General features: G+C 75.2%; 19 protein-coding genes, 2 tRNA genes and 1 pseudogene. 13 read left to right on the plus strand and 9 right to left on the minus strand.

Annotated features, from left to right (window positions below; translation table 11 throughout):
• Positions 1 to 6: 6 nt before the first annotated feature.
• Positions 7 to 1,110, minus strand: a complete 1,104-nt coding sequence (locus K7G61_RS00530) for a Gfo/Idh/MocA family oxidoreductase (RefSeq protein ID WP_225844466.1) — start codon at positions 1,108 to 1,110, stop codon at positions 7 to 9.
• Positions 1,111 to 1,166: 56 nt separating this feature from the next.
• Here K7G61_RS00530 and K7G61_RS00535 point away from each other — a divergent pair, with 56 nt between their 5' ends.
• The 4 genes from K7G61_RS00535 to K7G61_RS00550 all read left to right on the plus strand — a co-directional run bounded on the left by K7G61_RS00535 (position 1,167) and on the right by K7G61_RS00550 (position 4,896).
• The gene (locus K7G61_RS00535) at positions 1,167 to 2,291 is read left to right on the plus strand and encodes an ROK family transcriptional regulator (protein WP_225844467.1); all 1,125 of its coding nucleotides are present in this window, start codon (positions 1,167 to 1,169) and stop codon (positions 2,289 to 2,291) included.
• A gap of 108 nt (positions 2,292 to 2,399) precedes the next feature.
• Complete coding sequence (locus K7G61_RS00540; protein ID WP_225844468.1) at positions 2,400 to 3,179, plus strand: HAD-IIA family hydrolase; 780 nt, start codon at positions 2,400 to 2,402, stop codon at positions 3,177 to 3,179.
• 133 nt (positions 3,180 to 3,312) lie between these two features.
• Positions 3,313 to 4,218, plus strand: coding sequence for a hypothetical protein (locus tag K7G61_RS00545; protein WP_225844469.1), 906 nt, complete (start codon positions 3,313 to 3,315; stop codon positions 4,216 to 4,218).
• A gap of 3 nt (positions 4,219 to 4,221) precedes the next feature.
• Complete coding sequence (locus K7G61_RS00550) at positions 4,222 to 4,896, plus strand: class F sortase (RefSeq protein ID WP_225844470.1); 675 nt, start codon at positions 4,222 to 4,224, stop codon at positions 4,894 to 4,896.
• A 57-nt stretch (positions 4,897 to 4,953) separates the two neighbouring features.
• On the opposite strand, the gene K7G61_RS00555 is transcribed toward K7G61_RS00550, so the two are convergent.
• Positions 4,954 to 5,682 carry a GAF and ANTAR domain-containing protein gene (locus K7G61_RS00555; RefSeq protein ID WP_225844471.1) on the minus strand — a complete coding sequence of 243 codons (729 nt, stop codon included), beginning with the start codon at positions 5,680 to 5,682 and terminating at the stop codon, positions 4,954 to 4,956.
• A gap of 306 nt (positions 5,683 to 5,988) precedes the next feature.
• Here K7G61_RS00555 and K7G61_RS00560 point away from each other — a divergent pair, with 306 nt between their 5' ends.
• Entirely contained in the window at positions 5,989 to 9,021 is a 3,033-nt protein-coding gene (locus K7G61_RS00560) for an FAD-binding and (Fe-S)-binding domain-containing protein (RefSeq protein ID WP_225844472.1), read from the plus strand.
• Positions 9,022 to 9,031: 10 nt separating this feature from the next.
• Here the strand turns inward: K7G61_RS00560 and K7G61_RS00565 are convergent, their stop codons facing one another.
• Positions 9,032 to 10,135, minus strand: a complete 1,104-nt coding sequence (locus tag K7G61_RS00565; protein ID WP_225844473.1) for a PP2C family protein-serine/threonine phosphatase — start codon at positions 10,133 to 10,135, stop codon at positions 9,032 to 9,034.
• Between the two features lie 296 nt (positions 10,136 to 10,431).
• Here K7G61_RS00565 and K7G61_RS00570 point away from each other — a divergent pair, with 296 nt between their 5' ends.
• From K7G61_RS00570 to K7G61_RS00580, 3 genes are all read left to right on the plus strand, one after another.
• The gene (locus tag K7G61_RS00570) at positions 10,432 to 11,853 is read left to right on the plus strand and encodes a M1 family metallopeptidase (protein ID WP_225844474.1); all 1,422 of its coding nucleotides are present in this window, start codon (positions 10,432 to 10,434) and stop codon (positions 11,851 to 11,853) included.
• 102 nt (positions 11,854 to 11,955) lie between these two features.
• Positions 11,956 to 12,765, plus strand: a complete 810-nt coding sequence (locus K7G61_RS00575; protein WP_225844475.1) for a pentapeptide repeat-containing protein — start codon at positions 11,956 to 11,958, stop codon at positions 12,763 to 12,765.
• An 83-nt stretch (positions 12,766 to 12,848) separates the two neighbouring features.
• Positions 12,849 to 12,922 (plus strand) — tRNA-Lys (locus tag K7G61_RS00580).
• A 444-nt stretch (positions 12,923 to 13,366) separates the two neighbouring features.
• On the opposite strand, the gene K7G61_RS00585 is transcribed toward K7G61_RS00580, so the two are convergent.
• Complete coding sequence (locus K7G61_RS00585) at positions 13,367 to 14,122, minus strand: IclR family transcriptional regulator (RefSeq protein WP_225844476.1); 756 nt, start codon at positions 14,120 to 14,122, stop codon at positions 13,367 to 13,369.
• A gap of 247 nt (positions 14,123 to 14,369) precedes the next feature.
• Here K7G61_RS00585 and K7G61_RS00590 point away from each other — a divergent pair, with 247 nt between their 5' ends.
• Positions 14,370 to 15,506, plus strand: coding sequence for an LLM class flavin-dependent oxidoreductase (locus tag K7G61_RS00590; protein ID WP_225844477.1), 1,137 nt, complete (start codon positions 14,370 to 14,372; stop codon positions 15,504 to 15,506).
• Positions 15,507 to 15,656: 150 nt separating this feature from the next.
• Here the strand turns inward: K7G61_RS00590 and K7G61_RS00595 are convergent, their stop codons facing one another.
• Positions 15,657 to 17,432 (minus strand): bifunctional diguanylate cyclase/phosphodiesterase, encoded by a 1,776-nt coding sequence (locus K7G61_RS00595; RefSeq protein WP_225844478.1) that lies wholly within the window; start codon positions 17,430 to 17,432, stop codon positions 15,657 to 15,659.
• A gap of 303 nt (positions 17,433 to 17,735) precedes the next feature.
• Between K7G61_RS00595 and K7G61_RS00600 the strand changes: the two genes are divergently transcribed.
• Complete coding sequence (locus K7G61_RS00600) at positions 17,736 to 19,016, plus strand: M6 family metalloprotease domain-containing protein (protein ID WP_374204013.1); 1,281 nt, start codon at positions 17,736 to 17,738, stop codon at positions 19,014 to 19,016.
• A gap of 3 nt (positions 19,017 to 19,019) precedes the next feature.
• Complete coding sequence (locus K7G61_RS00605) at positions 19,020 to 20,273, plus strand: M6 family metalloprotease domain-containing protein (protein ID WP_308190560.1); 1,254 nt, start codon at positions 19,020 to 19,022, stop codon at positions 20,271 to 20,273.
• Between the two features lie 48 nt (positions 20,274 to 20,321).
• Here K7G61_RS00605 and K7G61_RS00610 read toward each other — a convergent pair whose 3' ends face one another.
• Entirely contained in the window at positions 20,322 to 20,750 is a 429-nt protein-coding gene (locus K7G61_RS00610) for an OsmC family peroxiredoxin (RefSeq protein WP_225844479.1), read from the minus strand.
• A gap of 188 nt (positions 20,751 to 20,938) precedes the next feature.
• Here K7G61_RS00610 and K7G61_RS00615 point away from each other — a divergent pair, with 188 nt between their 5' ends.
• The gene (locus K7G61_RS00615) at positions 20,939 to 22,450 is read left to right on the plus strand and encodes an alpha/beta hydrolase (RefSeq protein WP_225844480.1); all 1,512 of its coding nucleotides are present in this window, start codon (positions 20,939 to 20,941) and stop codon (positions 22,448 to 22,450) included.
• 185 nt (positions 22,451 to 22,635) lie between these two features.
• Positions 22,636 to 23,661 carry a helix-turn-helix domain-containing protein gene (locus K7G61_RS00620; RefSeq protein ID WP_225844481.1) on the plus strand — a complete coding sequence of 342 codons (1,026 nt, stop codon included), beginning with the start codon at positions 22,636 to 22,638 and terminating at the stop codon, positions 23,659 to 23,661.
• Positions 23,662 to 24,383: 722 nt separating this feature from the next.
• On the opposite strand, the gene K7G61_RS00625 is transcribed toward K7G61_RS00620, so the two are convergent.
• The 3 genes and pseudogenes from K7G61_RS00625 to K7G61_RS00635 form a co-directional block, all read right to left on the minus strand.
• Positions 24,384 to 24,457: transfer RNA gene (locus K7G61_RS00625), tRNA-Lys, on the minus strand.
• A pseudogene (locus tag K7G61_RS00630) lies at positions 24,448 to 25,215 on the minus strand (bifunctional DNA primase/polymerase). The gene K7G61_RS00625 and the pseudogene K7G61_RS00630 overlap by 10 nt, the downstream one beginning before the upstream one ends.
• Before the next feature lie 96 nt (positions 25,216 to 25,311).
• The gene (locus K7G61_RS00635) at positions 25,312 to 25,746 is read right to left on the minus strand and encodes a hypothetical protein (protein WP_308190562.1); all 435 of its coding nucleotides are present in this window, start codon (positions 25,744 to 25,746) and stop codon (positions 25,312 to 25,314) included.
• Between the last annotated feature and the right edge of the window lie 95 nt (positions 25,747 to 25,841).

Here is a 25,841-nt window from a genome sequence, read left to right on the forward strand (position 1 = left end):
CGTCGCTCACATCTCGACCGCGCGCCCCGTGGCCGCCGACGTACGGGCGGCTTCCAGGACCTCCAGGCAGGCGACCGCCTCCAGGGCGGTGACGGGCGCAGGTGTGCCGTCGCGCAGGGCGGTGGCCACGCCGGCGTAGAAGGCGGGGTAGTCGCCGGGCAGGGACGGGACGGGCCGGGGTCCGTCGTCGTCGGTGCCGAGGGTGCCCCAGGCGGACTCCGGTACGGCGCCCCAGGAAGAGCCCTCGGCGCCCGCCGTGCCCGGCCGTGAGCCCGCCCGCAGGGCCGCTTCCTGCGGGTCGAGGCCGTGGGTCACGTAGCCGCCGCAGGTGCCCAGGGCGCGCAGGCGCGGGCCGAGGCGGGAGGCGGTGGCGCTCATCCACAGGTGCGAGCGGACCCCGCCGGCGTGGGTGAGGGCGAGGAAGCAGTCGTCGTCAGCGGCTGCCCCGGGGCGGCGGACGTCGGCCTCGGCGTAGACCCGCACGGCCGGGCCGAACAGCGTCAGGGCCTGGTCGACCAGGTGGCTTCCGAGGTCGTAGAGCAGTCCGCCGATCTCCGCCGGGTCGCCCGACTCGCGCCAGCCGCCCTTCAGCCGCGGCCGCCAGCGTTCGAACCGCGACTCGAAGCGGAGCACGTCGCCGAGCCGCCCCTCGGCGAGCAGTGCCCGGAGGGTGCGGAAGTCGCTGTCCCAGCGGCGGTTGTGGAAGACGGTGAGCAGCAGTCCGCGCGCCTCGGCGAGCGCCGCCAGGGCGCGGCCCTCCCGCGCGGTCCCGGCCAGCGGCTTGTCCACGACGACGGGCAGCCCGGCCTCCAGGGCGGCGGTGGCCAGGGGGACGTGGGTGCGGTTGGGGGAGGCGAGCACGACCAGGTCCAGCTCGTCCGCGCGCGCCCACACCTCGTCGGCGCCGGCGGCGAACCGTACCCCCGGGTGCTCGGCCAGCGCCGCCGCGCGGCGCCCGGCGTCCCCGGTGACGACCGTGTCCAGGACCAGGCCGGGCGTCGCGGCGATCAGCGGGGCGTGGAAGAAGGACCCGGCCGGGCCGTATCCGACCAGGGCGACGCGCAGGGGGCCGGGGCCGGGGGTACCGGAGGGGGTGCCGGGAGCGCTCATGCGCGCCACTTTGGCAACAGTGTTGCGAAAGTGCAAGCGCGGGCGACAATGGGCGGGTGAACCCGTCCACCGCAGGCGCCAACCTTCCCGCCCTGCGCAGCCACAACACGGCCCTGGTCCTGACGCTGCTGCGCGAGGCGGCCGGCGCACCGGGCGGCGGCGGGCTCAGCCGGCCGGAGCTGGCCGAGCGCACCGGCCTCACCCCGCAGGCGGTCAGCAAGATCGCCGCCCGGCTGCGGGCCGAGGGACTGGTGGAGGAGGCGGGCAGGCGCGCCTCGACCGGCGGCAAGCCGCGCACCGACCTGCGGCTGGCGGCCGGCTCGCGGTATGCGGCCGGCGCCCACCTCGACGGCGAACGCCTGACCGCCGTCCTCACCGACCTCGCAGGACGTGCCGTCGCCGACCGCACCCTGCCGCTCGACCTGGGCCGCCCGGTGGAGGAGGGGCTGGCCGCGATCGCCGCGGGCCTGCGTACGGTCCTGGCGGCGGCCCCCGCGCCCGTCCTGGGGGTCGGCGTCGGCATGCGCGGCCCCCTCGACCACACCACAGGTGTCCTGCACCGCGTCACAGGGCACCCGCACTGGGCGGGGTGCCCGCTGCGCGCGGAACTGGCCGCCCGGCTCGGCCTGCCGGTGGTGGTCGACAAGAACACGAACGCGGCGGCGCTGGCCGTCCTCGCCCACGGCTCGGCCGGGCCGGCCGGCTCGTCCTTCGCGTACCTGCACCTCGGCACGGGCCTGGGCGCCGGACTCGTGCTCGGCGGCGTCCTCCACCGCGGCGGGCGCACCGGGGCGGGGGAGTTCGGGCACCAGGTGGTGCGGCTCGACGGGCCCGAGTGCCGGTGCGGCAACCGCGGCTGCCTGGAGGCGCTGTGCCTGGCCGCCGCCGGGGCGGGGGACCTGCGGGGCGCGGCCCGGCTGCTCGGCGTGGGTGCCGCGAACCTGGCCGCGCTGCTGGACATCGACCAGGTCGTCCTGGGCGGCGGCACGGTCGCCGCCGACCCCGCCCTGTTCCGCGACGAGGTCGCCGCGGTGCTCTCGCGGTACGGCAGGCCGCTGCCGGTGGCCGTCGGCGGCCCCCGTGCCGTCGCCGAGGGGGCCGCGCTGCTCGCCCTCGCACCGCTGTTCGGCGGATCCGCCGCGCCCGGCGGAACGACGCCCGCCGCGACGCCCGGGCCGTGACGCGCGCCACCGCCCCGACCAGCAGACGAGACGCCCGGGGCGGCGCCGGACGGCCCCGGCTACGCTGGGGCTCCGCACGCGCGTGCCGAGGACAGGAGAAACGATTCCGTGTCGACCCGCAAGCCCATCGAGTCGTGGCTCACCGACATGGACGGAGTGCTCATCCACGAGGGCACTCCCGTCCCGGGGGCCGACGCCTTCCTCAAGGGACTCAAGGAGTCCGGCAAACCGTTCCTCGTACTGACCAACAACTCCATCTACACCCCGCGCGACCTGCACGCGCGCCTGTCCCGCATGGGCCTGGACGTGCCGGTGGCCAACATCTGGACCTCCGCCCTGGCCACCGCGAAGTTCCTGGACGACCAGCGCCCCGGCGGCACCGCCTACGTCATCGGCGAGGCCGGCCTGACCACCGCGCTGCACGACGTCGGTTACGTGCTGACCGACCACGAGCCGGACTACGTCGTCCTCGGCGAGACCCGCACCTACAGCTTCGAGGCGCTCACCAAGGCGATCCGCCTGATCAACGGCGGTGCCCGCTTCCTGTGCACGAACCCGGACGAGACCGGTCCGTCCCCGGAGGGCGTGCTGCCCGCGGCCGGCTCGGTGGCCGCGCTGATCACCAAGGCCACCGGCAAGGCGCCGTACTTCGTCGGCAAGCCCAACCCGCTGATGATGCGTGCCGGGCTCAACGCGATCGGCGCTCACTCCGAGTCCAGCGCCATGATCGGCGACCGGATGGACACCGACGTGCTGGCCGGCCTGGAGTCCGGGATGACGACCTTCCTCGTCCTGACCGGGCTGACGCAGGCCGGGGACATAGACCGCTACCCGTTCCGGCCCTCCCGGGTGGTCGACTCGATCGCCGACCTGGTCGCCGAGATCTGACGGCGTTCACGGTAAGTGTCCGAGCCGTCACCCGGGCGGCGCAGCACCGCGTGCGCCGCGCCGCCGGCCCGGGGATCTTCGTAGACACCGGGCGCGAGTCCGCGCGCCCGGCCGACGCGGAGGTCCTGATCCCATGTTCGGTCCCACACCGCCCGCCCTCGCCGCCGCCGGCGCGGCCGTGGTGCTCGCCGTCGGAGGGCTGACCGCCCTCCCGGTGCCGGCCGCCGCCGCGATCGGCGCCCCGGGGGTGAGCAGGTCCACGACCACCGACAGCCCCGGCGGCGCGTCGGTGTCCTCCGGCGAGGCTCCCACGGCCCCGGCGGCCGGAACCGGCAGCGATACCGGGACCGGCACCGGCACCGGCACCGACGCGGGCACGGACAGCGGCGCCGGTACGGACGCGGCGGGCGATCCGGGCGCCGCCGACCCCGGCTCGGCCGACCCGGGCTCCATCGGGCCCGACGCGGCCGCCGGCTCCTCCACCGGCCAGGGGGCCGGTACGGGCGGCTCCGCGGGATCGGGCACGTCGGGATCCGGTACGTCGGGATCCGGTACGTCGGGCTCGGGATGGCACGGCATGGACGTCACCCCGCGGACGGCCGCGCCCGGCGCGGAGGTCACCGTACGCCTGACCGCCTCCTGCTCGGGCGCCCATGAGGCCAAGGCGAGCGCGGACGTGTTCGTCAGCCCCGTCACCCTGGCCCCGGCGCGGGACGGCAACGGCCTGGAGGGCCAGGCGTTCGTCAAGTCCGACGCGACCCCCGGTTCGTACACCGTCTCCGTCGAGTGCGACGGCGTGGCCGCCTCGGCGACGGCGACCCTCACGATCGGGACGGGCGGCGGCACCACCGGCACGCCCGCCGGCCCGGGGGGCCCGCAGCGCCCGGAACCGGCCGGCGGCGGCGGTACGGCGCAGCTTGCGGCCGGTCCCGCGGTGGCCGGTACGAGTACGGGCGCGCTGCTGGCCACCGGCGGGTTCGCGGCGGCCGGGCTGACCGGGCTGGTCCTGCACCGGCGGCGCGGCGCGAACCGCGGCTGACGGATGTTCGGCCCGGACGACGAGGCCGAGCCGCGGCCGGACAGCAGGACGTGGACGGCCGTCGCGGTGGGCATGCTGCTGCTGGCCGCGTGGCTGACCGGGCACGGGGCGGTCGGGGGCGGCGCGAGGGCGCTGCCGGCCGCGGCCGCCGCCGCGAGGCCGGCCGGCGCGGGCCCCGCCGCCCTGCCCCACCCGGCCCACGCGCCCCTGCCCCCCGCGCGTCCGGTCCGCCTCGACATCCCCTCCATCGGCCTGCACGCCGACCTGGTGGGCCGGGGCCTGCGCGACGGGGCGGTCGACCCGCCGCCGTACGACACCCCCGACGTCGCCGGCTGGTACCGCGACGGCCCCGCGCCCGGGGCGCCGGGCGCCGCCCTCATCGTCGGCCACGTCGACACCGAGACGCGCGCGGCGGTGTTCTACCTGCTGCCCACCGTCCGTACCGGCGCGCGCATCGACGTCACCCGGGCGGATCACACGGTCGCGCGGTTCACCGCGTACGCGGTCACCACCGTCCCCAAGGCCCGCTTCGACCCGGCCCTGGTCTACGGCCACGGCCCCACCGGCCGCCCCGAGCTGCGCCTCATCACCTGCGGCGGGCCCTTCGACCGCGCCACCCGGACCTACTCCGCCAACGTCGTGGTCGCCGCCGCCCTCACCGGCTCCCGCCCCGCCTGACCCGGCCCCGCGAACCGGCCGGCCCGGCCCCGCGAAGCGGCCGGCCCGCCGCGAACGTCACGCCGCCGGGTCGGGGGTCAGGTCGACCGAACGCGACAGCACCTCCCGCGCCAGGTCCGCCAGCCGCATCCGCCGTGCCCGCGCGTGCCGCCGCAGGATGAGGAACGCCTCGTCGACGCCCATGTCCCAGCGCTCGGCGAGCAGCCCCTTGGCCTGCTCGACCAGGACGCGGCTGTCGAGGGCGGACTGGAGCTGCGCGGACAGCAGCTCGTAGCGGTGCCGGGCGCGCCGCTGGAGCACGCCGACCGTGGCGGCGTCGGCGAGGGCTCTGGCCAGGGCGGCGGCGTCCGGCGTGAGCGGCCCCGGCGAGGCCCGGAAGAGGCAGACCGCCCCGATGACCTCCTCCTGGCGCCTCATGGGCACCGCGAAGACCGCCGCGTAGCCGCACTCCAGCGCCTTCCCGGCGAACGCGGCCCACCGCCCGCCGTCCGCCGCCAGGTCCGGCGCCTCCACCGGCTCGCCGCCGCGCAGGCAGTCCAGGCCCGGGCCGGCCCCGAACTCCTGCTCGGCCAGGCCCAGCAGCCGCGCCCGTTCGCAGGAAGCCGCGGCCACCCGCGGCTGCCCACTGCCGTCGGCGAGCAGCAGACCGGCCGCCTCCACTCCCACCAGCTCCACGCACCGGTCGGCCAGCAGCGCCGGCACCCCGGTGGCTTCGCTGTCCTCCTCAAGGGTGTCCGCAAGGGCTACACACGCGGCCAGCAGCCGTGCCCCCGATTCACCGCCCACGGCACCGTCCCCCTCGCTCCGCGCACCCCGCCGTCGGTTCACCCCGAGTATCGCCGCCCCGTGCGGCCGCCGCGGCACCGGCTCGCTCGCCACTTGCCGCAATCCATGTCCGGATCAGTGCCCCGGAACCACGCCCGCAACCCGCCTCCCACGAGCACCGGCAGGCACCAGGAAGGCGCACCGCGAACACACCGCGAAGGCACCACCCGGCTCCCGAGCGGGCGGTGCCGGGCATACGACCGGCCGGGCGGACGCGGCCGGTCCGGCATATCTTGGCAAACGGTGCGATCCCCTCAGGAGGTCCCGATGCCCGTGCGTGAGCCGAAGGCCGGGTCACTGCGGCCGCCGCCCCCGGAGCGGCCCGCCCCGGACCGGGTCGGGGACGAAAGGGCCGGGGGCACCCCGGCAGGACTGCGGGACGGCCTGGCCGCGCTGCTCGGCCCGGACAAGGTGCTCGGCGGCGTCTCCGACCTGGTGAGGTACGCGTCGGACGCGAGCCCGTACCGCTTCGTGCCCCAGGTGGTGGTGGTCCCGCAGAGCGTGCAGGACGTGGTCAGGCTGATGGAGTACGCCAGGCGGGAGCGCCGCAGCCTCGTCTTCCGGGCGGCCGGCACGAGCCTGGCCGGGCAGGCCCAGGGCGAGGACATCCTGGTGGACGTGCGCCGCCACTTCAGCGGGGTCGACGTGGAGGCGGCCGGCACACGCGCCCGCATACTGCCCGGCACCGTGCTGGCCAGGGCGAACGCCGCGCTGGCCCGGTACGGCAGGGTGCTCGGGCCCGACCCCGCGAGCGCCGCGGCGGCCACCGTGGGCGGCGTCCTGGCCACCAACGCCTCGGGGCCGGCGGGCGGACCCGCCCACGACTCGTACCGCACGGTCGTGTCGCTGACGGCCGTGCTGCCGTCCGGGACCGTGCTGGACACCGCCGACCCCGACGCGGACGCGGCGCTGGCGGCCGCCGAGCCCGAACTGTTCCAGGGGCTGCTCGACCTGCGCGACGAGATCGAGGCAGACCCCGCGCTGACCGCCCGTATCCGCGCCAAGCACGCGATCCCGAACGCCGGCGGCTACCGGCTGGACGCCTTCCTCGACGCCGAGACCCCGGCGCAGATCCTGCGCGGGCTGCTGATCGGCTCCCAGGGCACCCTCGGTTTCGTCGCCGAGGCGGTCTACGCGACGCTGCCGCTGCGGCCCGCGGTCACCACGGCCGCGCTGTTCTTCCCCACGCTGCCGGCCGCCGCGGCGGCCGTACCGCTGTTCGCGCAAGGGGGCGCGGCGGCGGTGGAGCTGCTGGACGGCCGCACCCTGCGGGCCTGCGCGAGTGTCGAGGGCGTGCCGCCGCAGTGGGCCGCGCTGCCCGCCGAGTGCGCGGCGCTGCTGGTGGAGTTCCGCGCCGCCGACGAGGTCGAACTGGCCGCGTACGAGCGGGTCGCCCGGCGTCTGTGCGACGACCTGGGCCTGGTGCGGCCGGTGCCCTCGGCGGTCAACGCGTTCACCCGCGACCGCGAGGCGACGGCCGCGCTGTGGCGGGCGGCCCGGCAGGCGTTCGTGGCCGCGCCGGGCGCCGCCCGCCCGCCGGGCACCACGCTGGTCGGCGCGGACTTCGCGGTGCCGCCCGACCGGCTCGCGCACGTCTGCGCGGAACTGGTCGCACTGCAGCGGCGGTACGGTTTCGCCGCCGCGGTCGCCGGCCACGCGGCCCAGGGCGCGCTGCGCTTCCCGCTGGCGTTCGACCCCGCCGACCCGGCGGACACCGAGCGGTACGCCGCCTTCCTGGACGACTTCTGCCGGACCGTCGTCGAGCGCTTCGACGGCTCCCTGACGGCCCGGCACGGCACGGGCCGGGCACTGGCGCCGTACCTGGAGGCGGAGTGGGGCCCGCGGGCGAGCGCCCTGATGTGGCGGGTCAAACGCCTGCTGGACCCAGACGCCGTCCTGGCCCCCCGGGTGGTGCTCGACCAGGACCCGCGCGGCCACCTGCGCGGCCTGAAGACGTTCCCGGCGATCGAGGCGGTCGCCGACTCCTGCGTCGAGTGCGGCCTGTGCGAGCCGGTGTGCCCCAGCCGCGACCTGACCACCTCGCCCCGGCAGCGGATCGTGCTGCGCCGCGAGATGTTCCGCCAGCCGCCCGGCTCCCCGGTCCTGGACCGGCTCCTGGACGCCTACGGGTACGACGCCGTCGACACCTGCGCCGGCGAGTCGCTGTGCCGTACCTCCTGCCCGGCCGGCATCGACACCGGCGCGCTGATGCGGGACTTCCGGGCCGGCCGCCACACCCGCGCGCGCGAACGCGCCGCCACCGCCCTGGCCGGCCACTGGCGCGCCGCCGAGCGCGCCGCCCGGACCGCGGCAGCCGGCGCCGCCGCGGCCGCTCCCGTACGGCGCCGGTCCCCGGCCCGCCTGCTCACCGGGCCGCTACGGGGAGCCGGACGCGGCCGCGGGACGGCGGCCGGAGACGGAGGCACGGGCGGAGCCGCGAGCACGGCCGGGGCCGGGAGCACGGGCGGAAGCGGGGGCGCGAGCGCAACAGGGAGCGGCGGGCCCGCGGACGCCCGGCCGCCGGGCCTTCCCGGGCCCGCGCCCCGGCTGCCGCGCACCGGGCAGCAGGGCGCGGCAGCCGTCTACTTCCCCTCCTGCGCCTGCCGGATCCTCGGGCCGCCCGCGGGCTCCGCCGGGCCGTGGCTGCCCGAGGCGCTGGTCGCCGTCTCCGCGCGCGCCGGACTGCCGGTGTGGATCCCGCCCGACGTCGCCGGCACCTGCTGCGCCGCCCCCTGGTACGAGCAGGGCCTTGACGAGGCCACCGTGGTGATGGCCAACAGGGTCGTGGAGCAGGCGTGGACGTGGACCACCGGGGGACGGCTGCCGGTCGTGGTCGACGCCGCGTCCTGCACGCTGGGCCTGACCCAGCAGGTCGTGCCCTACCTCACCGACGCCAACCGCGAACTGCACGGCGAGCTGACCGTGCTCGACTCCGTGGTGTGGGCCGCGGAGCACCTGCTGCCCCGGCTCACCGTCCGCGACCGCGTGGACTCCGCCGTCCTCCACCCGGCCTGCGCGGCCCGCCACCTGGACGCCGACGGCGCCTTCCTCGCCGTCGCCCGCGCCTGCGCCCGCGAGGTCGTCCTCCCCGACGACGCCGGCTGCTGCGCCCTCACCCCTCGCGCCGTGCGCCACCCCGCCCTGAGCGCCGCGGCCACCCGCCGCGAGGCCGAGGAGGTCGCCGCGCGGGCCTACGACGCCTACCTGTCGGCCGGGCGCCTGTGCGAATGGGGGATGGAACGGGCGACGGGGGAGCCGTACGAGTCGGTGATCGTCGCACTGGAGCGGGCCACCCGCTGAGGCGCGCGGCTCACGGCGCCAGGAAAAGGAGGACCACGTCGTCGGACAGGGAGCCGCCGGCGTGCGCGAGCAGGTCCTCGTAGACGCGGTCGACCGCGGCGTCGAGGTCGTCGGCGCAGCCCGCGACGAGGGGGCCGATGCGGGCGGCCAGCGGGTAGAACCCGCCGTCCGGACCGCCGCGCGCCTCGACGACGCCGTCGGTGCACAGCACCAGGACGTCGCCGGGCAGCAGCGGCACCCGCCAGGGCTTCGGCTTGCCGGGCACCAGCTCCGCCAGGCCGAGCGGCACCCACGGCTCGGCCGGTTCGAGGGTGTCGACCTCGCCGTCGCGGGAGACCCGCAGCGGCGCCACGTGGCCGTAATGGAGCAGCTCGACACCGGCGGGCTCGCCGAACTGGGCGAACAGCGCGGTGACGAAGTCGCCGTCGCCGATCTGCCGGCCGAGGCTGGTGTCGACGCGGGCGGCCACGTCGTCCAGGGCCGCCTCGTCGAACGCGGCCTCGCGGAACGCGCCGAGCACCACCGCCGCCGTCTGCACCGCCCCCAGCCCCTTGCCGCGGACGTCGCCGACGAGGACCCGCACCCCGAAAGGCGTGTCGAGCACCGCGTACAGGTCGCCCCCGATCTGCGCGTCGGTGGCGGCCGACACGTACCGTACGGCCAGCCGTACCGGGCCGACCCGGGAGGCCGGCGGGCGCATCAGCGCGTGCTGGGCCGCCTCGGCGACCGAGGTGATCGCCGTGAACGCCTTCGCACCGGTCTCGCGGCGCCACGCGATGTAGACGCTGAAGATGCTGACGAAGCAGTACGCGAAGACCTGCCCGATCACGACGCTCTGGCCCGCCGGCCCGATGTCGACGACCCCGTCGTACGGCGCCAGCGCCCCCTGCGCCGCGGCGCCCAGGACGCAGACCAGCACGGTCCGCTGCCACGAGACGGTGACGGACGCCAGCGCGGGCGCGGCCACCATGCCGGGCGCGATGAAGTGGTCGCGGCCACCCACCAGATCCGCCGCGACGACGACCGCGATCGCCGCAAGCGGCAGTGACAGGCCCATACGGGCGAGGTAGCTGTTCTCCACCCGCTGGATCGCTCGGAGCCAGAGATTCTTCACACGGTGAACCCATCTGGCCGGGACCGGCCGGTGCGGATCCGCCGGCCGCCGCGGCAGGCCGACCGTCACCAGCGTTCCCGCGATCCCGGGCGATCGCAAGCGCGGGCCCGCCCACCCGGCGTACGCGGGGCGGCCGGGCAAGGGTCGCATTCCGGCCGCCTGTGTTGCGCCGGGTGAATGTTCTGCGACAGCAGGGGGCCACGGGGTGGCTGTGGCGTCCGGCCCTTTCTAGGGTCGGCGTGTACCTGCCACCGATCACCGACGCGGGTCACCGCGTCCCGCACTGGAGGACCCCTGTGCGCAAAAGACTGATCGCGTCCGCCGCCGCCACCACAGCGCTCGGCCTGCTGCTGGCGATCCCGGCGGCCTCGGCCGGCGCGGCCGGAGCGGGCCCGGGCGCCCCTGGCATCGGCGACCCGTACTACCCCACCTACGGCAACGGCGGCTACGACGTCTCCCACTACGACCTCGGCCTCGACTACCAGCCGGCGACCGACACCCTGACGGGCACCGCCGTCCTCACCGCCACCGCCACCCAGGGCCTGACCGGCTTCGACCTGGACTTCGCGCTCACCGTCTCCAAGGTCACCGTCGACGGCCGCCCGGCGCACTTCGCCACCAGCGGCGAGCAGGAACTGGTCGTCACCCCGGCCCGCGTGCTCCCGCGCGGCCACCGCTTCACCGTCGCCGTCACCTACTCCGGCGTGCCCTCCACCGTGAAGCGCTACGGCTTCACCTCCTGGCAGCGCACCCCCGACGGCGCGGTCGCGGCCAACGAGCCCGAGTCGGCCTGGTGGTGGTTCCCCAGCAACGACCACCCGCTGGACAAGGCGACCTACGACGTACGCGTCCGGGTGCCCAGCGGCGAGCAGGCGATCAGCAACGGCCTGCTGGTGGGCCGCCACACAACCGGCGGCCGCACCACATACCACTGGCGGGAGAGCGAGCCGCAGGCCACGTACCTCGCCACACTCGCCGTCGGCCACTTCGACATCACCCACGGCCGCACCCGCACCGGCATCCCGGTCATCAACGCCTACAGCACCGCCCTGGGCGCCAACGCCGCGAACGCCAGGGCCAGCGTCGAGCGCACCGCCGAGATCGTGGACTTCCTCAGCGGGTACTTCGGCCCCTACCCCTTCGAGTCGGCCGGCGGCTACGTGCCCGACGTGCCCACCCACTTCTCGCTGGAGGAGCAGACCCGCGTCTTCTACAGCCCCGCCACCTTCGCCAAGGGCGTCAACACCTCGGTCGTCGCGCACGAACTCGCCCACCAGTGGTACGGGGACGACGTGTCGCTGGCCCGCTGGTCCGACATCTGGCTGAACGAGGGCTTCGCCAGCTACGCCCAGTACCTGTGGGCCGAGCACGAGGGCACGGGCACCCCGCAGGAACTGGCGCGGCAGACGTACGACGCCCACCCGGCCGACGACCCGTTCTGGACGGTGAAGCCGGGCGACCCGGGGCCCGACAAGCAGTTCGACGACGCCGTCTACGACCGGGGCGCCGTCGCCATCCAGGCCCTGCGCGACACCATCGGCGACCACGCCTTCCTCACCCTGCTCAAGGCGTGGCCGGCGCTGCACCGCTACGGCAACGGCACCATCGCCGACTTCCAGCGCCTGGCCGAGCGGCTGTCCGGCAAGGACCTGACGTCGTTCTTCCAGGTCTGGCTCTACACCCCCGCCAAGCCCGCGAGCTTCCCCGCCGGCACCTGACGCCGCGGCCCTGCGGCACCATGGACCGCGGGCGGGCGTCCTCCGGGCGGCCCGCCCGCGGCACCGGCCGCACCCAGCGGTAGTCGAGGAGAGCGACGCACTGTGGACACGACCGGCCTGCGGGCCGACTGCGCGAACTGCTTCGGGCTGTGCTGCGTGGCACTGGCCTTCACCAGGTCGGCGGACTTCGCCGAGGACAAGAAGGCGGGCGACCCCTGCCGCCACCTGTCCGCCGCGCACACCTGCGGCATCCACGCGCGGCTGCGCGAGAGCGGCTACCGGGGCTGCACGGTCTACGACTGCTTCGGCGCCGGCCAGAAGGTGTCAAGGATCACCTTCGGCGGCGCCGACTGGCGGGACGCCCCCGCCGGGCACGGGGCGGCGATGTTCGCCGCCCTGCCGGTGATGCGGCAGCTCCACGAACTGCTGTGGTACCTCACCGAGGCGCTCGCCCTGCGGTCGGCCGCCCCGCTGCACGGCGAGATCGTGCGCCTCAAGACCCGGGTCGAGGCCCTGACCGAGGGCACCCCGGACGACCTGGCCGCCCTCGACGTGGCCGCCGAACGAGCCGTGACCGGCGACCTGCTGGCCCGCGTCAGCGCCACGGTACGCGGGCGCCTCCCCGGCAGACGGCGCGACCGCCGCGGCGCCGACCTGGTCGGCGCCAGGCTGCGGGGCGCGGACCTGCGCGGCGCCGACCTGCGCGGCTCCCTCCTGATCGGCGCCGACCTGCGCGGGGCGGACCTGCGCGAGGCCGATCTGCTGGGCGCGGACCTGCGGGACACCGATCTGCGCGGCGCCGACCTCACCGGGGCGCTCTTCCTCACCCACCCCCAGGTGAACGCCGCCCGCGGCGACGCGGCCACCCGCGTACCCGCCCACCTGACCCGCCCCCCGCACTGGCCCCGCTAGCCCCCGGCGGCCCCTGCCCCCCGCTCCCGCACACCTGGTTTGGGCCACCCCTTTCCATCAGGTACGATCATCCTTGTCAGCAGGCGCCGCTAGCTCAGTTGGTTAGAGCAGCTGACTCTTAATCAGCGGGTCCGGGGTTCGAGTCCCTGGCGGCGCACGAGGGCGATGGGCGAGGTGTGTTCGCGGAAAGCGCGAACCGCTTCGCCCTCGTCGTTTCTGCTCGGCTTCGCCTCGCGCGGCGGGGGCTTCGCCACCCGCACCCCCCCGGCGCACCGCCACCCGCACAGTTCGGCCCACCGCCCCCCGGCGCACCGCACCACCGCACCGTCACCGACCACGCACAGTCACCCCAGCCGGCGTGCGCACCACCGCACCGTCACCCCACCCGGCGCACCGCACCACCGCACCGTCACCGACCACGCACCGTCCGGCTGACCGGGGGAGCACAGGAGGGACGGGGCCACGGGAGGGGCCGCAGGGGTGGGGGTCTGAAATGCTGATGTGTATTTGTGGGCCGCCAGGCCCGTAAATAGACGATTTCAGACCCCCACCCCGGAGGACCCGACCCACCGCACCCCCCGCACCCCCGGCAGGGACACGCTCAAAGGCTCATCGTGAGCAGGACGGGCGCTGCCCGTTCGTTCAGCGTGTCCACGGCCGGGCGCAAGCGGTGCGCCCGGGCGACGGGCATGGACAGCGCGAGGCACGCCACCGTCTTCCCTATCGTCACCGGAATGGCCGCGCAGACCGTACCGACCGCGTACTCCTGCAGGTCGAGGGTGGGGACGCTGGCCGGCTGGCGTTCGAGCTTGGTGAGCAGGACCCGGTCGTCGACCTCGGTGCGCGAGGTGAACCGGGCCGGGCGGTGCCGGGACAGGTGCTCGCGGCGGCCGTCGTGGTCGAGCTGAGCCAGCAGGCACTTGCCGACCGCGCTGGCATGGGCCGCCGAGCGGAAGTCCACCCACTCGTTGACCTTGGGCGCGTCGGGCCCGTCGGCGAAGTCGATGATCCGCACCTCGCCGTCGTCGTACCGGCTGAAGTACACGGCCGCGCCCACCTCGTCGCGCAGATCGGCCAGGATCGCCTTGAGCTTCTCGGCCAGCACGCCGTCCCGGGCGGCCGAACCCAGCAGCACCGTGGATTCGCCTATGACATATCCGCCGCCCGGCACCATTCCCAGATAGCGTTCGCGCCGCAGCATCGCCAGGACCTGGGTGAGATATCCCAGGGGCACGCCGATTTCCCTGGCAAGCTGTTCCGCGGTGACACCGTTCCGGTGCGTGTCCACGGATTCCAGCACGCGCAGCGCGTACTGGACCGCGTACACCGGCCCCAACTGTCGGTGCTCTAGCGCCACGGTAGCCCCCTGCGGGTGTGAGCCGGACCGGTCTCCACGATAGCCCCAATACGCTTTCCGGAAGAGTCGGTTGGCGAGTATTCGACGGCCCCTCAGGCGTATACGCAGGAAGGCGCCACGCTGGCATATGCCAGAGGTATTGCCCCTTCCTTTCCGGGCGGGCATATACGGCGGGGAATAACCGGAAGCGGGCTCCGGTTGCCGCTGCCGGGGAAGAACGCGATCGACGATCAAGGAGGCGCCCGCCGTGGGTGAGCGACGACAGGGCGGCGACAGCGCCGCCGCGCACGGGATCCACGGCAGGGCCCGCGGCAGCGCGCCCGTGCCGCTGTCCGTGCTCGACCTGGCCACGGTCGGCAGCGGGTACACCGCCACCGACGCGCTGCGCACCAGCGTGGAGATCGCCAGGACCGCCGAGACCCGCGGGTACCACCGGATGTGGGTGGCCGAGCACCACTCGATGCCCGGCGTCGCCAGCTCCGCGCCCGCGGTGATCCTGGCCCACCTCGCCGCCCACACCCGCACGCTGCGGCTGGGGTCGGGCGGGGTGATGCTGCCCAACCACGCCCCGCTGGTGATCGCCGAGCAGTTCGGCACCCTGGAGGCGCTCGCGCCGGGCCGGATCGACCTGGGGCTGGGCCGCGCGCCGGGCACCGACGGCGCCACCGCGGCGGCCCTGCGCCGCACCGACTCGCTGCGCGAGGGCGCGGACGACTTCCCGCAGCAGCTCGCCGAGCTGATCCGGTTCCTGGACGACGACTTCCCGGACGCGCACCCGTACTCCCGCATACACGCCGTCCCCGGGCCCGTGCAGGCCGGCGCCCCCGGGGGAGTGCAGTCGCCGGACCGGCCGAGCATCTGGCTGCTGGGCTCGTCCGGGTTCAGCGCGCAGCTCGCCGGGCGGCTGGGGCTGCCGTTCTCCTTCGCGCACCACTTCGCGTCCGCCAACACCGTTCCGGCGCTCGCCCTGTACCGGGACTCCTTCCGCCCCTCGCCGGTGCTCGACGAACCGTACGCCTCGATCGGCGTGTCCGCGCTGGCCGCGGACGACCCGGCCGAGGCCCGCCGCCAGGTGCTGGCCGGCGCCCTGGCGATGCTGCGGCTGCGCACCGGGCGGCCCGGTCTCGTACCCACACCGGAGGAGGCGCAGCGCCACGCGTTCAGCCCGGCGGAGCGCGACTTCGTCGACTCCTGGCTGGCGAACATCGTCCACGGCGACCCGGAGACGGTCCGCGCCGGCTTGGACGCCCTCGTGGCCCGTACCGGCGCCGACGAACTGGTGATCACGGCCAACGCCCACACCCCCGCGGTCCGGCTGCGCTCGTACGAGCTCATCGCCGACGCCTACGGCTTCCCCAAGGACGCGGCGGCGGCCGGGGACTGACACCACCGCCGACCACCGCCAATCACCGCCGACCACCGGCAGCACCGCCGACCACCGGCAGCACCGGCAGCGGGGCGGCCGGAGCCGCTCGCGTCACCCCCGCGAGCGGCTCCGACCGTCGCCGGAAGGGCGCGGGCTCCTCCCGCGGCGTCACGCCAGCAGGCGTGAGATCGCGTCCGCGCCCACCGGGCGGGACCAGTGCCAGCCCTGACCGGTGTCGCACCCGATCCGGCGCAGCCGCTCGGCCTGCTCCGCGCTCTCCACGCACTCCGCGGTCACCGTCAGGCCCAGCCGGTGGGCGAGCTGGACCAGCGCCTCGACGATCGTCTCGTCGGCGGGATTGGGATGCTCGGCCGAGCGGAAGCCCTGGACGAAGGAGCCGTCCAGCTTCAGCGCCGACACCGGCAGCCGGCTCATGTACGCGAGGTTGGAGTAGCCGGTGCCGAAGTCGTCGATGGCGATCCGCACCCCCATCTCGTGCAGGGCGTGCAGCGCCTGCAGCGGGCGGCCCGCCGAGCCCATCAGGGCCGACTCGGTGAGTTCGAGCTGCAGCAGACGCGGCGGCAGGCCCGTCTCGGCGAGGATCGCGGCCACGTCGGCCACCAGGTCGGAGTCCCACACCTGGCGCACTGCCACGTTGACGCTGACCACCAGGGCCGTGCCGGGGTGCGCCCGCTGCCAGGCACGGGCCTGACGGCACGATTCGGCGAGCACCCAGCGGCCGAGCTGGACGATGGAGCCGTCCTCCTCGGCCAGCCCGATGAAACGTCCCGGCGGGAGCCGGCCGAAGTGCGGGTGCTCCCAGCGGACCAGGGCCTCCACCCCGCGCAGCTCGCCGGTGTCGAGGGCGACCAGCGGCTGGTAGTCCAGCACGAACTCGCCGCGCTCGATCGCCTGGCGGAGGGTGCGGGACAGCGCCTGACGGGTCATCCGGTGCTCGTTGCGCTCGGGGTCGAACAGCGTCCAGCGGGCCTTCCCGTCGGCCTTGGCCCAGTACAACGTGGTGTCGGCGGCCTGCATCAGCCCGGTCGGCGAGGTGCCGGCCGCCTCGCGCTCGACCACCCCGATGCTGGCGGAGACCGCGAGCCGGTGCCCGGCCACGTCGAACGGCTGCTGGAACGCCGTCAGCACGGACTCGGCGAGCGCGGTGGCCTGCCCGGTGCCCGTCGACTCGCGCAGCAGCAGGGCGTACTCGTCGCCGCCGAGCCGGGCGACCAGGTGCCCGCCGGGTTGCGCGCAGGCCAGCAGCCGGCCGGCCACGGCGGCCAGCAGCGCGTCCCCGATCCGGTGGCCGAGGGTGTCGTTGACCGCCTTGAAGCCGTCCAGGTCCAGGTAGCACAGGCCGACCCGCCCGCTGCCGGCTCCGGCGCCCGCGGCGGCCTCGCAGGCGGCGGCCAGCCGCTCGAAGAACAGCGCCCGGTTGGGCAGCCGGGTGACCGGGTCGTGCATCGCCAAGTGCCGCAGCTGCTCGCGCAGCGCGTCGCGTTCGCCGACGTCCTCGACGGTGAGCAGCAGCGGGCGGGCGCCGCCGGTACGGGACAAGGTGAGCTCGGCGCGCAGGCTGCTGCCGTCCGGCCGGGTCAGCAGCCGGGTGCAGCGCAGCCGGTCCCGCTTCCCGGCCGCCACCTCGCGGAAGACGGCGCGGGCGTGCGGGTCGCCGGTCAGCCCGAGCAGGGTGTCGGCGTCGAGCGAGCTCATCCGTTCGGGTGAAGTCCCGAGCAGGGTGCCCAGCGCCCCGTTCCCCGCCAGCACCACGCCGTCCGGGGCGATCAGGGCCATGGCGGAGCGCGCGACGGCGAAGGCCGCCCGGTAGTCCCGCAGCTCAGCCTCGCGATCGCGTGACCGCGGGGCACTGCTATGACTCTGCGTGACGACGTGTGCCGTGCTGCCGGGTTCGACGCCGGGGCCGCCCGAGGGTCCGCCCATTGCCCGCTCCCTGTTCGCGCTCGTCTCACTCGCGATCATATGGGCTGGCGGAGTTGGGGATCCAGCGTCGCCGAGGTGATTCGCGGCATGAATGACCGGCGGTGGCCGAATCCGCCGTCCGGGTTCGAGCACCTGCTCGCCGGCCGTACATCGTTACGTACGGTAGTCGGACATGGCCGGTTCCCCCCGTTGCCGCGGGAGACCCCCGCATGGCGCACGCGAACACCGCATCAGGCAGTAAGTCATAGCAATGTAGGGGAAGTGTTGCGAAAGGGTCATTCCGAACCCTCCCCGGAGGTCCAGGTGCGGAGGTCAGGCAACCCGAGCGGCGTCCCGTCGGGTGCGGCGGACTCGATACGCGGCAGGCGCCGGACACTGCGGTCCGCCGCGGCGGCGGTGGCCGGGTTCGCCGGTCTGGTGGCCTGGACGCTGATGACCGGGCCCGCCGCGCACGCCTCGGCCGTCGGCGCCTGCCTGCTGCCGCGCACGTCCGTGCACCACTCGGAGGGCGTGGACGGCTGGGAGAGCGGATACGCCAGGCCGCTGGGCGACGTGAACGCCCTGATGGTCTTCCTGTCCTTCCCCGACGCCCGGCCCGAGCTGACCCCGCAGGAGGTGCTGGCCGATCACTTCCCGGCGACCACCCGGTTCTTCGACCGGGCGTCGTACGGGAGGTTCCGGCTGCACGTCCACGCCGTACAGCGCTGGCTGCGGATGCCCCGCCCGTCCACCGAGTACGTCATCAACCGCGACTGGGACGCCACCGACCGCACCGACTACCTGCGCGACGCGCTGCGCGTGGCCGACCCCGCGGTGGACTTCCGCGGCTACGACGTGGTCTACCTGGTCGCCGACCCCGACGCGCCCGGCGTGGACTCCGACGCCACCAAGGTCGTCAACCTCGCCACGCCGCTGACCGTGGACGGCAACCCGCTGCACCGCCTGGTGACCGTCTTCGAGCGGCACCCGCCCGACCGCAACGTCCTCGCCCACGAGACCGGCCACGTCTTCGACCTGCCCGACCTGTACTACCGCCCGCCGGCCGGCAGCAACGCCGACTGGGACACCCACGTCGGCGACTGGGACCTCATGGGCAGCCAGTTCGGGCTGGCCCCCGAACCGTTCGCCTGGCACAAGTGGAAGCTCGGCTGGATCGGCGCGGACCAGGTCGGCTGCGTCTCGCGCACCGGCGTCACGTACCACGACCTGAGCCCCGACGAGACGCCCGGCGGCACCAAGCTGCTGGTGCTGCGCACCGGCGCCGACGAGGTGCTCGCCGTCGAGGCCCGCACCGCCACCGGCAACGACGCCGCCGCCTGCACCCAGGGCGTGCTCGTCTACCGGGTGCGGTCCGACCGCGAGTCAGGCGACGGCCCGATCGACGTCGTCGACGGCCACCCCGGCACGTCCGCCTGCCCCGCGACCTCCGTCTACCCGCCGCTCGCCGACGCCCCGCTCGGCGTCGGCGACTCCTACGCCCTCCCCGACGGCTCCGCCCAGATCACCGTCACCGGCCGCGCCTCGGACGGCACCTGGACGGTCCGCGTCACCGAACGCGGCCCGGACGCGGCCCGCCGGAGCTGACCGGTGACCGCCCGCGCGGGGCTGCCGCGCTCGCTCCTGCGGGTGGCCGCGGCCGGGACCCTCGGGCTGCTCGCCGTCGGCTCGACCGTGTCGACCGGGCCGCGCGCCGCCTCGCCCAGCGCCTCCCCGCCGCCCGCCGGGCGGCCCTGCGCGCTGCGGGCCGTACCGGGCGTCGCGATGTCCGAGGGCTTCCCCGACCACACGCTCAACGGCCACGGCGACGAGTTCGCCCCCTCCACCGGCCAGGTGCGCGCCCTCACCCTGCTCATCGACTTCCCCGACGCCAAGGCCCCCTACAGCGCCCGCGAGCGCTACGGCGAGTTCTTCCCCGCGGTCCGCCAGTGGTACGCCCGCGCCTCCTACGGCAGGCTCGACTACCGCTCCACGCCGGTCCTGCGCTGGATACGCATGCCGCGGCCCTTCTCCGCCTACGGGATAGGCCGCGGCTACGGATGGGACGCGCACACCGCGATGATGCGCGACCTGCTGGGCGTCGCCGACGCCGGCATCGACTTCCGGGGCTACGACCTGGTCAACATCCTCGTCACCCCCAACGCAGGACCACCCGCCGAGGAGTCCGTGCTGTCGGTCACCTGGACCGGCGCCTCGGCCGCGACCACCGACGAAGGCGCCCGCCTGGACAAGGTCTCCCTGATCTACGGCCACGACCAGTCCGGATTCCGGGTGCTCACCCACGAGAACGGCCACGCCTTCGGCCTGCCCGACCTCTACGCCGCCGACGACTTCCCGCGCACCGACGCGCTGGCCGGGCAGTGGGACAGCATGTCCCTGGACTGGGGCATGCAGGGCGACCTGCTGGCCTGGCACAAGTGGCGGCTCGGCTGGCTCACCGACCGCCAGATCGCCTGCGACACCGGCCGCGGCGGCCGTACGTACACCCTGCGCCCGCTGGAGACACCCGGCGGCCGCAAGGCGGTGGTCGTCCCGTACGACGCCACGCGCGCCTACGTGCTGGAGGCGCGCGAGGCGCTCGGCGACGACCGCGACGCCTGCCGTACGGGGGTGCTGGCCTACCGGGTGCGCACCGACGTCGACTCGGGGCAGGGCCCGGTGACGGTGCTGGACGCCCATCCGCGCACCAGCGCCTGCGACTTCAGCAGCGGCGCCTTCAACTCCCTCAACGACGCGCCCTTCGGCGTCGGCGAGAGCGGCGCGGACCGCGCCGCCGGGCTGTCCTTCACGGTGCTGGGACGCACAGCGGCGGGTGACTGGAGGATCCACGTCACCCGCCGCTGACGGCGCGTGAACGCGCCTGAAGGCGTCCGCGCGCCCGGGGTACCGGCGTCAGTCGAGCAGTTCGGCCTCAAGGGTGATGGTGGTGCCGGTGAGCGCCTTGCTGACCGGGCAGTTGGCCTTGGCGTCCTGCGCCGCGGCCTCGAACGCCTCGGCGGTGATACCCGGCACGCGCGCCTTGACCGACAGCACGATGCCGGTGATGCCCTCACCCGGCTGGAACGTGACGTTCGCCTTCGTCTCCAGCGACTCCGGCGGGGTACCCGCGCCGGCCAGGCCGTGCGAGAGCGCCATCGAGTAGCAGGAGGAGTGGGCCGCGGCGATCAGCTCCTCGGGGCTGGTCTTGCCGTTCGCGGCCTCGGCCCGCGACGGCCAGGACACCTCGTAGGTGCCGACGCCCGAGGTGTCCAGCGAAACGGTACCGGCGCCGCCGATCAGCGGGCCCTTCCACTGGGTCGTCGCGGTGCGGGTCGTTGCCATGATGAAATCCTCCATCTGTTCGTCAAGCAAGGCCGCGGGTGTGGGCCCGCCGCTCCCGTGAACGCTACCTCGCCCGGGTGGCCGCCGCGCGGACACGGGGGCGGTGTGAAAAACACCGCGCCCGGGGTTTGGACGCAGGTCGCGGCCTTGCGGGTGCGGGGCGGTTGCGGCCGTGCTTCCTTGGATGAATGACCGCTGTGCGTCTGGCGCTCGCAGGAGGGCTCGCCGCGGGACTGCTGGCCGCGGGAGCGCAGGCCGTAAGCCCCGTGGCGCACGCCCGGCCCGCGCAGGTCCCCCGGGGACCGGCCGCGGCCCCCGGCGCGCGGGCGGCGCGCGGGCACCAGCCGGACCTGCGCCCGTACTACCGGCAGACCGTCGAATGGGGCGGCTGCCCCGGCCTCCAGCCGCCGACCGCCCGCTGCGGGACGGTGACCGTACCGGTGGACTACGCCGACCCCGACGGGCGGACCGTGCAGCTGGCTGTCAGCCGCATACCCGCCACCGGGCCCGGCCGCCGGCTCGGCTCGCTGCTGGTCAACTTCGGCGGCCCCGGCCTGCCCGGCATCGCCGGACTCGGCCTGCGCGCGGGCGACATGGCCCGGCTCGGCCGCCGCTACGACCTGATCGGCTTCGATCCCCGGGGCACCGGCGCCAGCGCCCCCGTCGACTGCGGCGACCTGTCCCGCGTCACCGGACCCGCCCAACTGGCCCGCGCCTGCGCGGCGGTGTCCGGCTGGCTGCTTCCGTACCTGAGCACCGCCAACACCGCCCGCGACCTCGACGTCGTCCGCGCCGTCCTCGGCGACAGCCGGCTGACCTACCTCGGCTTCAGCTACGGCAGCTCGCTGGGCGCCGTCTACGCGCACGAGTTCCCCAGCCGGGTGGGCCGGATGGTGCTCGACGGGGTGCCCGACCCGACGCTCGACGATGTCGGCACGGCGCTCGCGCAGGCCCGCGCGTTCCAGACCGCGCTGCTGCACTTCGCCGCCGACTGCGCCCGGCGCGGCTGCCCGGTCCCCGGACGCACCGGCGCCCAGGTGGTCGCCGCCATGAACGCCGCCGGGCAGCGCTACGCCCGCCACCCCCTGACCACCGGCCAGGGCGAACTCGACCGGACCGGCTACCTGCAGGGCGTGCGCAACGCCCTGTACTCCCAGGACGACTGGCCCTTCCTGCGCACCGCACTGGCCCGTCTGCGGCACGGCGACGGCGAACTGATGATGCAGATCGCCTGGCCCGGCGGGCCCGGCCAGGCCGTCGGGGACTTCGGCGCCCACCCGCAGGCAGCCGTCCAGACCGCCCGGGTCGCCATCGACTGCCGCGACACCCCCGAGCGCCGCACACCCGCCGGACTGCGCCCGCTGGACGGCCGCTTCGCCGCCGCCTCCCCCGTCTTCGGCCGCGAGATCGAGCAGTCGCTGCTCGCCTGTACGGGATGGCCGCGGGGTACCCCCGACACCCGCGACGTGACCGCCCGCACCGCCCCCCAGGCCCTGCTGGTGAGCACCACGGGCGACCCGGCCACCCCTTACCGGGGAGCGTTCGACATGGCCCGCGCCCTGGGCGACGACAGCCGCGTGCTGACCCGCCGCGGCGAAGGCCACGGCGCCTACTTCGCGCACAGCCCCTGCGTACAGCGCGCCGTCGACGCCTTCTTCCTCGACGGCGCCCTGCCGCCCGCCGGGGCCGCCTGCGACTGAACGGTTCCCGCTGAGCGGATCCTGCTGAGCCGATCCTGCTGAACGGCTCGCCCTCGAAGCCGTGCCCGTTCGGGCGGAATCGGCGTCAACACGCCATCCGATTCCCGGTGGAGCGGTCATCATGGAACCTCCCGGAACATGGGAGAAGCGGGGCGCGCGGGGCACGGCATCCGGAGGTGACGTACGTGATCCAGACGGTCTACCGGAGTGAGGACCACCCCTTATCCGAGCGGTTCGACGCATGGCAGAGCATCACCCATCTCCACCTGCCGATGCTTCTCCACCCCGACGACCCACGGAACTTCACCGCGACCATCAGGCGGGCCGCCGTGGGCGCGGTCAACCTGACCCAGCTCCAGTTCACCCCGCACCGCGCGGTCCGCGACGCGACGATGGTCCGCCGCTCCGACCCCGAGGTCTACGTCCTGGCGCTGTGCGTACGCGGCGGGCTGGTCATGAACCAGCGCCGCACCGACCTCCACCTGAGACCCGGCGACCTGACGCTGTACGACACCTCGCGCCCGTTCAGCTCCGAGGCGGGAGCGATCACGGGCGGCATGACCGAGGCGCTCAACCTCAATATCCCCAAGCAGTTGCTGCCGCTGCCCGCCGACAAGGTCGACTCGCTGCTGGCCACCCGCCTGCCCTCGGACCAGGGCCTGGGCGCGGTGGTGGCCGACACGCTGCGGTCCATCCGCACCCAGGCGCCGTACTGCACCCCCGCCGACGCGGCCCGGCTGGGCACGGTGGCACTCGACCTGGTCACCGCCCTGCTGTCCCGGCACTTCGACGAGGACCAGCCCATCGCGCCGGAGTCACGGCAGGTCGCGCTGCTGACCGCCATCGAGGACTTCATCCAGCGCAACCTCGGCGACCCCGCGCTCACGCCGGCCGCCGTCGCCGACGCCCACCACATCTCCACCCGCTACCTCCACCGGATCTTCGAGCAGCGCGACATCACCGTCGCCGCCCTCATCCGCGCCCGCCGCCTGGACCGCTGCCGGCGTGACCTCGGCGACCCGGGCCTGGCCCACGTACCGATCCGGGCCATCGCGGCCCGCTGGGGCTTCCCGCAGCCGGGTGAGTTCAGCCGCGCGTTCACCAAGGCCTACGGGACACCGCCGAGCGCCTTCCGGCGGGCGGCGTTCGGGCCCCTGTCCGGCGGTGAACGGCCCGCGGTTGTGCGCGCAGTGCCAAGTGCTGTGCGCTGACCGCCATGGAACGGGGCGCCGCCGGGGCCCACACTGAAAGGGCAAGGCAGGCGCGGTTCCCGGAAGCGTCGGCCCCGGCGGCTCAGCCGACGGGGGAGGGGCCGAATGCGACCGGGAACCGGCCGACCGTTTCACGCATACCCGGGGAGACCGGACCGGCTCGGGGTCGGGCCGGTCCCGTCGGGGTGTTTCCGGCGTCCTCTCGGGGAGGGGGCGCCTTTTCCGTTTGCCGGGCCCGGGCCGGGGTTCGGTGGGGGGTGGGTCGGGTCCTCCGGGGTGGGGGTCTGAAATCGTCTATTTACGGGCCTGGCGGCCCACAAATACACATCAGCATTTCAGACCCCCACCCCTGCGGCCCCTCCCGTGGCCCCGTCCGCTCCTGTGCTCCCTGCCGCTCCTGTGCTCCCGGCCCCTCCTGTGCTCCTGCGGTCAGCCGCCGGTCAGCCGGACGGTGCGCTGGGTGGGGTGACGGTGCGGTGGTCCGGGACGGTGCGGTGGTGCGGTGCGCCGGGTGGGGTGACGGTGCGGTGGTGCGCACGCCGGCGCGGTGACTGTGCGGGGGTGCGGTGCGCTGGGGGCGGTGGGCCGAACTGTGCGGGTGGCGGCGCGCCGGGGGGGGGTGCGGGTGGCGAAGCCCCCGCCGCGCGAGGCGAAGCCGAGCAGAAACGACGAGGGCGAAGTGGTTCGCGCTTTCCGCGAACACACTTCGCCCATCGCCCTCGTGCGCCGCCAGGGACTCGAACCCCGGACCCGCTGATTAAGAGTCAGCTGCTCTAACCAACTGAGCTAGCGGCGCCTGCTGACGTCGTAGACATTAGCATCAGGTCCGCGACGAGGGGAAATCGATAGGGCTCAGAGCCCGCCGGGGGCTCTGACCAGGGGCGGAGTGGTCCTGGCGGGGGTGCGGCGGGCGGCCCGGACGCAGGCCCACAGCAGCACGGCCGCGCCCGGCAGCCACGGGCCGCGCTCGCCCGGGAGGCCGCCCCGCGGCGCGACGACCCAGCGGTCCTCGGCATCGGGTGCGCAGCCGCGGGGCGGTGGCACCGTGACCGCGTCCCCGGCGCCGTGGAACAGCAGCGGCGGCACCGCGCGGGCCCACTCCTCCCAGCCCAGCAGGGACGGCAGCCGCTGCGCCGTGCCCGGGGCGGCGAAGACCAGGACCCGGCCGCGCCGCACGGCGACAGGGCCGCGGCCCGGACCCGCCGTCCACAACTGCTCCAGCATCCGGCGGCCGAAGAGCGCCGGCAGGTCCACCACGTCGAACACGGTCCCGCACGGCAGGACGGCGGGCGCCGTCGGCCGGGCCGTCCACCGCGCGGCCACCGTGCGCGGGGACGGATCGGCGGACGCGAGCCACGCGGCTCCCGCCGGGTCGGCGTGCGCGGCGTGCGTCCGCCGCCTGACCTCCCCGAAGACGTCCAGGGCCGCCGCGGGGAACCCGGGGGCCGTGGAGTCCGTGGGTGTCGTGGTTGCCAGGGTGCCGGCCGTTTCGCGGGCGGGGTCGCCCGTCGTCCGCGCGGGGTCCTGCGGGGCGGGCCCATGCCATGCGTCCATGCCGTCTACCTGTACCGATCCGGCGGACGGCGGCCGGGCGTTTCAGTCGAAACCGGGACGCGAGCACGGTCGGGGGAGTACCGTGCGCGCCCCGCGTCAGGGTGTGACGCCGCCGCCCCTGATCAGGCCCTCCCCGTACTCGACCATCCGCCTCGCGTAGTCCTCGGTCCACCCGGCGCGTTCGGCGAGGGCGGCGGCGGTGAGGCGGTCGAAGCGGCGCGGGTCGGCGAGCTGGGCGGCGGCTATCGCCTGGAACTCGGTGGCGCGCTCGGCCGCCGCGCGGAACGCCACGGCCAGCTCGGTGGCCCGGACCAGCAACTCCTGCGGATCGTCCATCGACTCCAGGTCGAAGAAGCGGTCGGTGCCGGCGCCGCTGGGGGCCCCGGGTTCGAACAGCAGCGAGGCGGGGCGTCTGGGCTGGCCGCGGCGGGCCTCGTCCTCGCGCGCCAGCCGTTCCCGTACCTCCTCCGCCGGGGTCGCGGGCTCCTCGTGCGGGTCCTGCGGGTCGTGAGCCGGTCGCGGCTCGGGCATGCGGTTACCTCCGGGAATCGGTCGACGCCTTCCATTGTCCCGCCTGCCCCGTCCGGCGGGCGGCGTCCCGCGGCACATCCGGGACAACCTTGACC

Source organism: Streptomyces sp. HPF1205 (assembly GCF_020400825.1).
Classification (GTDB): domain Bacteria; phylum Actinomycetota; class Actinomycetes; order Streptomycetales; family Streptomycetaceae; genus Actinacidiphila.

Excerpts from the sequence above, each read along its gene's own strand:
- K7G61_RS00530 (WP_225844466.1), bottom strand. The coding sequence starts at position 1,110 with ATGAGCGCTCCCGGCACCCCCTCCGGTACCCCCGGCCCCGGCCCCCTG.
- K7G61_RS00545 (WP_225844469.1), top strand. The coding sequence starts at position 3,313 with ATGTTCGGTCCCACACCGCCCGCCCTCGCCGCCGCCGGCGCGGCCGTG.
- K7G61_RS00550 (WP_225844470.1), top strand. The coding sequence starts at position 4,222 with ATGTTCGGCCCGGACGACGAGGCCGAGCCGCGGCCGGACAGCAGGACG.
- K7G61_RS00560 (WP_225844472.1), top strand. The coding sequence starts at position 5,989 with ATGCCCGTGCGTGAGCCGAAGGCCGGGTCACTGCGGCCGCCGCCCCCG.
- K7G61_RS00595 (WP_225844478.1), bottom strand. The coding sequence starts at position 17,432 with ATGGGCGGACCCTCGGGCGGCCCCGGCGTCGAACCCGGCAGCACGGCA.
- K7G61_RS00610 (WP_225844479.1), bottom strand. The coding sequence starts at position 20,750 with ATGGCAACGACCCGCACCGCGACGACCCAGTGGAAGGGCCCGCTGATC.
- K7G61_RS00615 (WP_225844480.1), top strand. The coding sequence starts at position 20,939 with ATGACCGCTGTGCGTCTGGCGCTCGCAGGAGGGCTCGCCGCGGGACTG.
- K7G61_RS00635 (WP_308190562.1), bottom strand. The coding sequence starts at position 25,746 with ATGCCCGAGCCGCGACCGGCTCACGACCCGCAGGACCCGCACGAGGAG.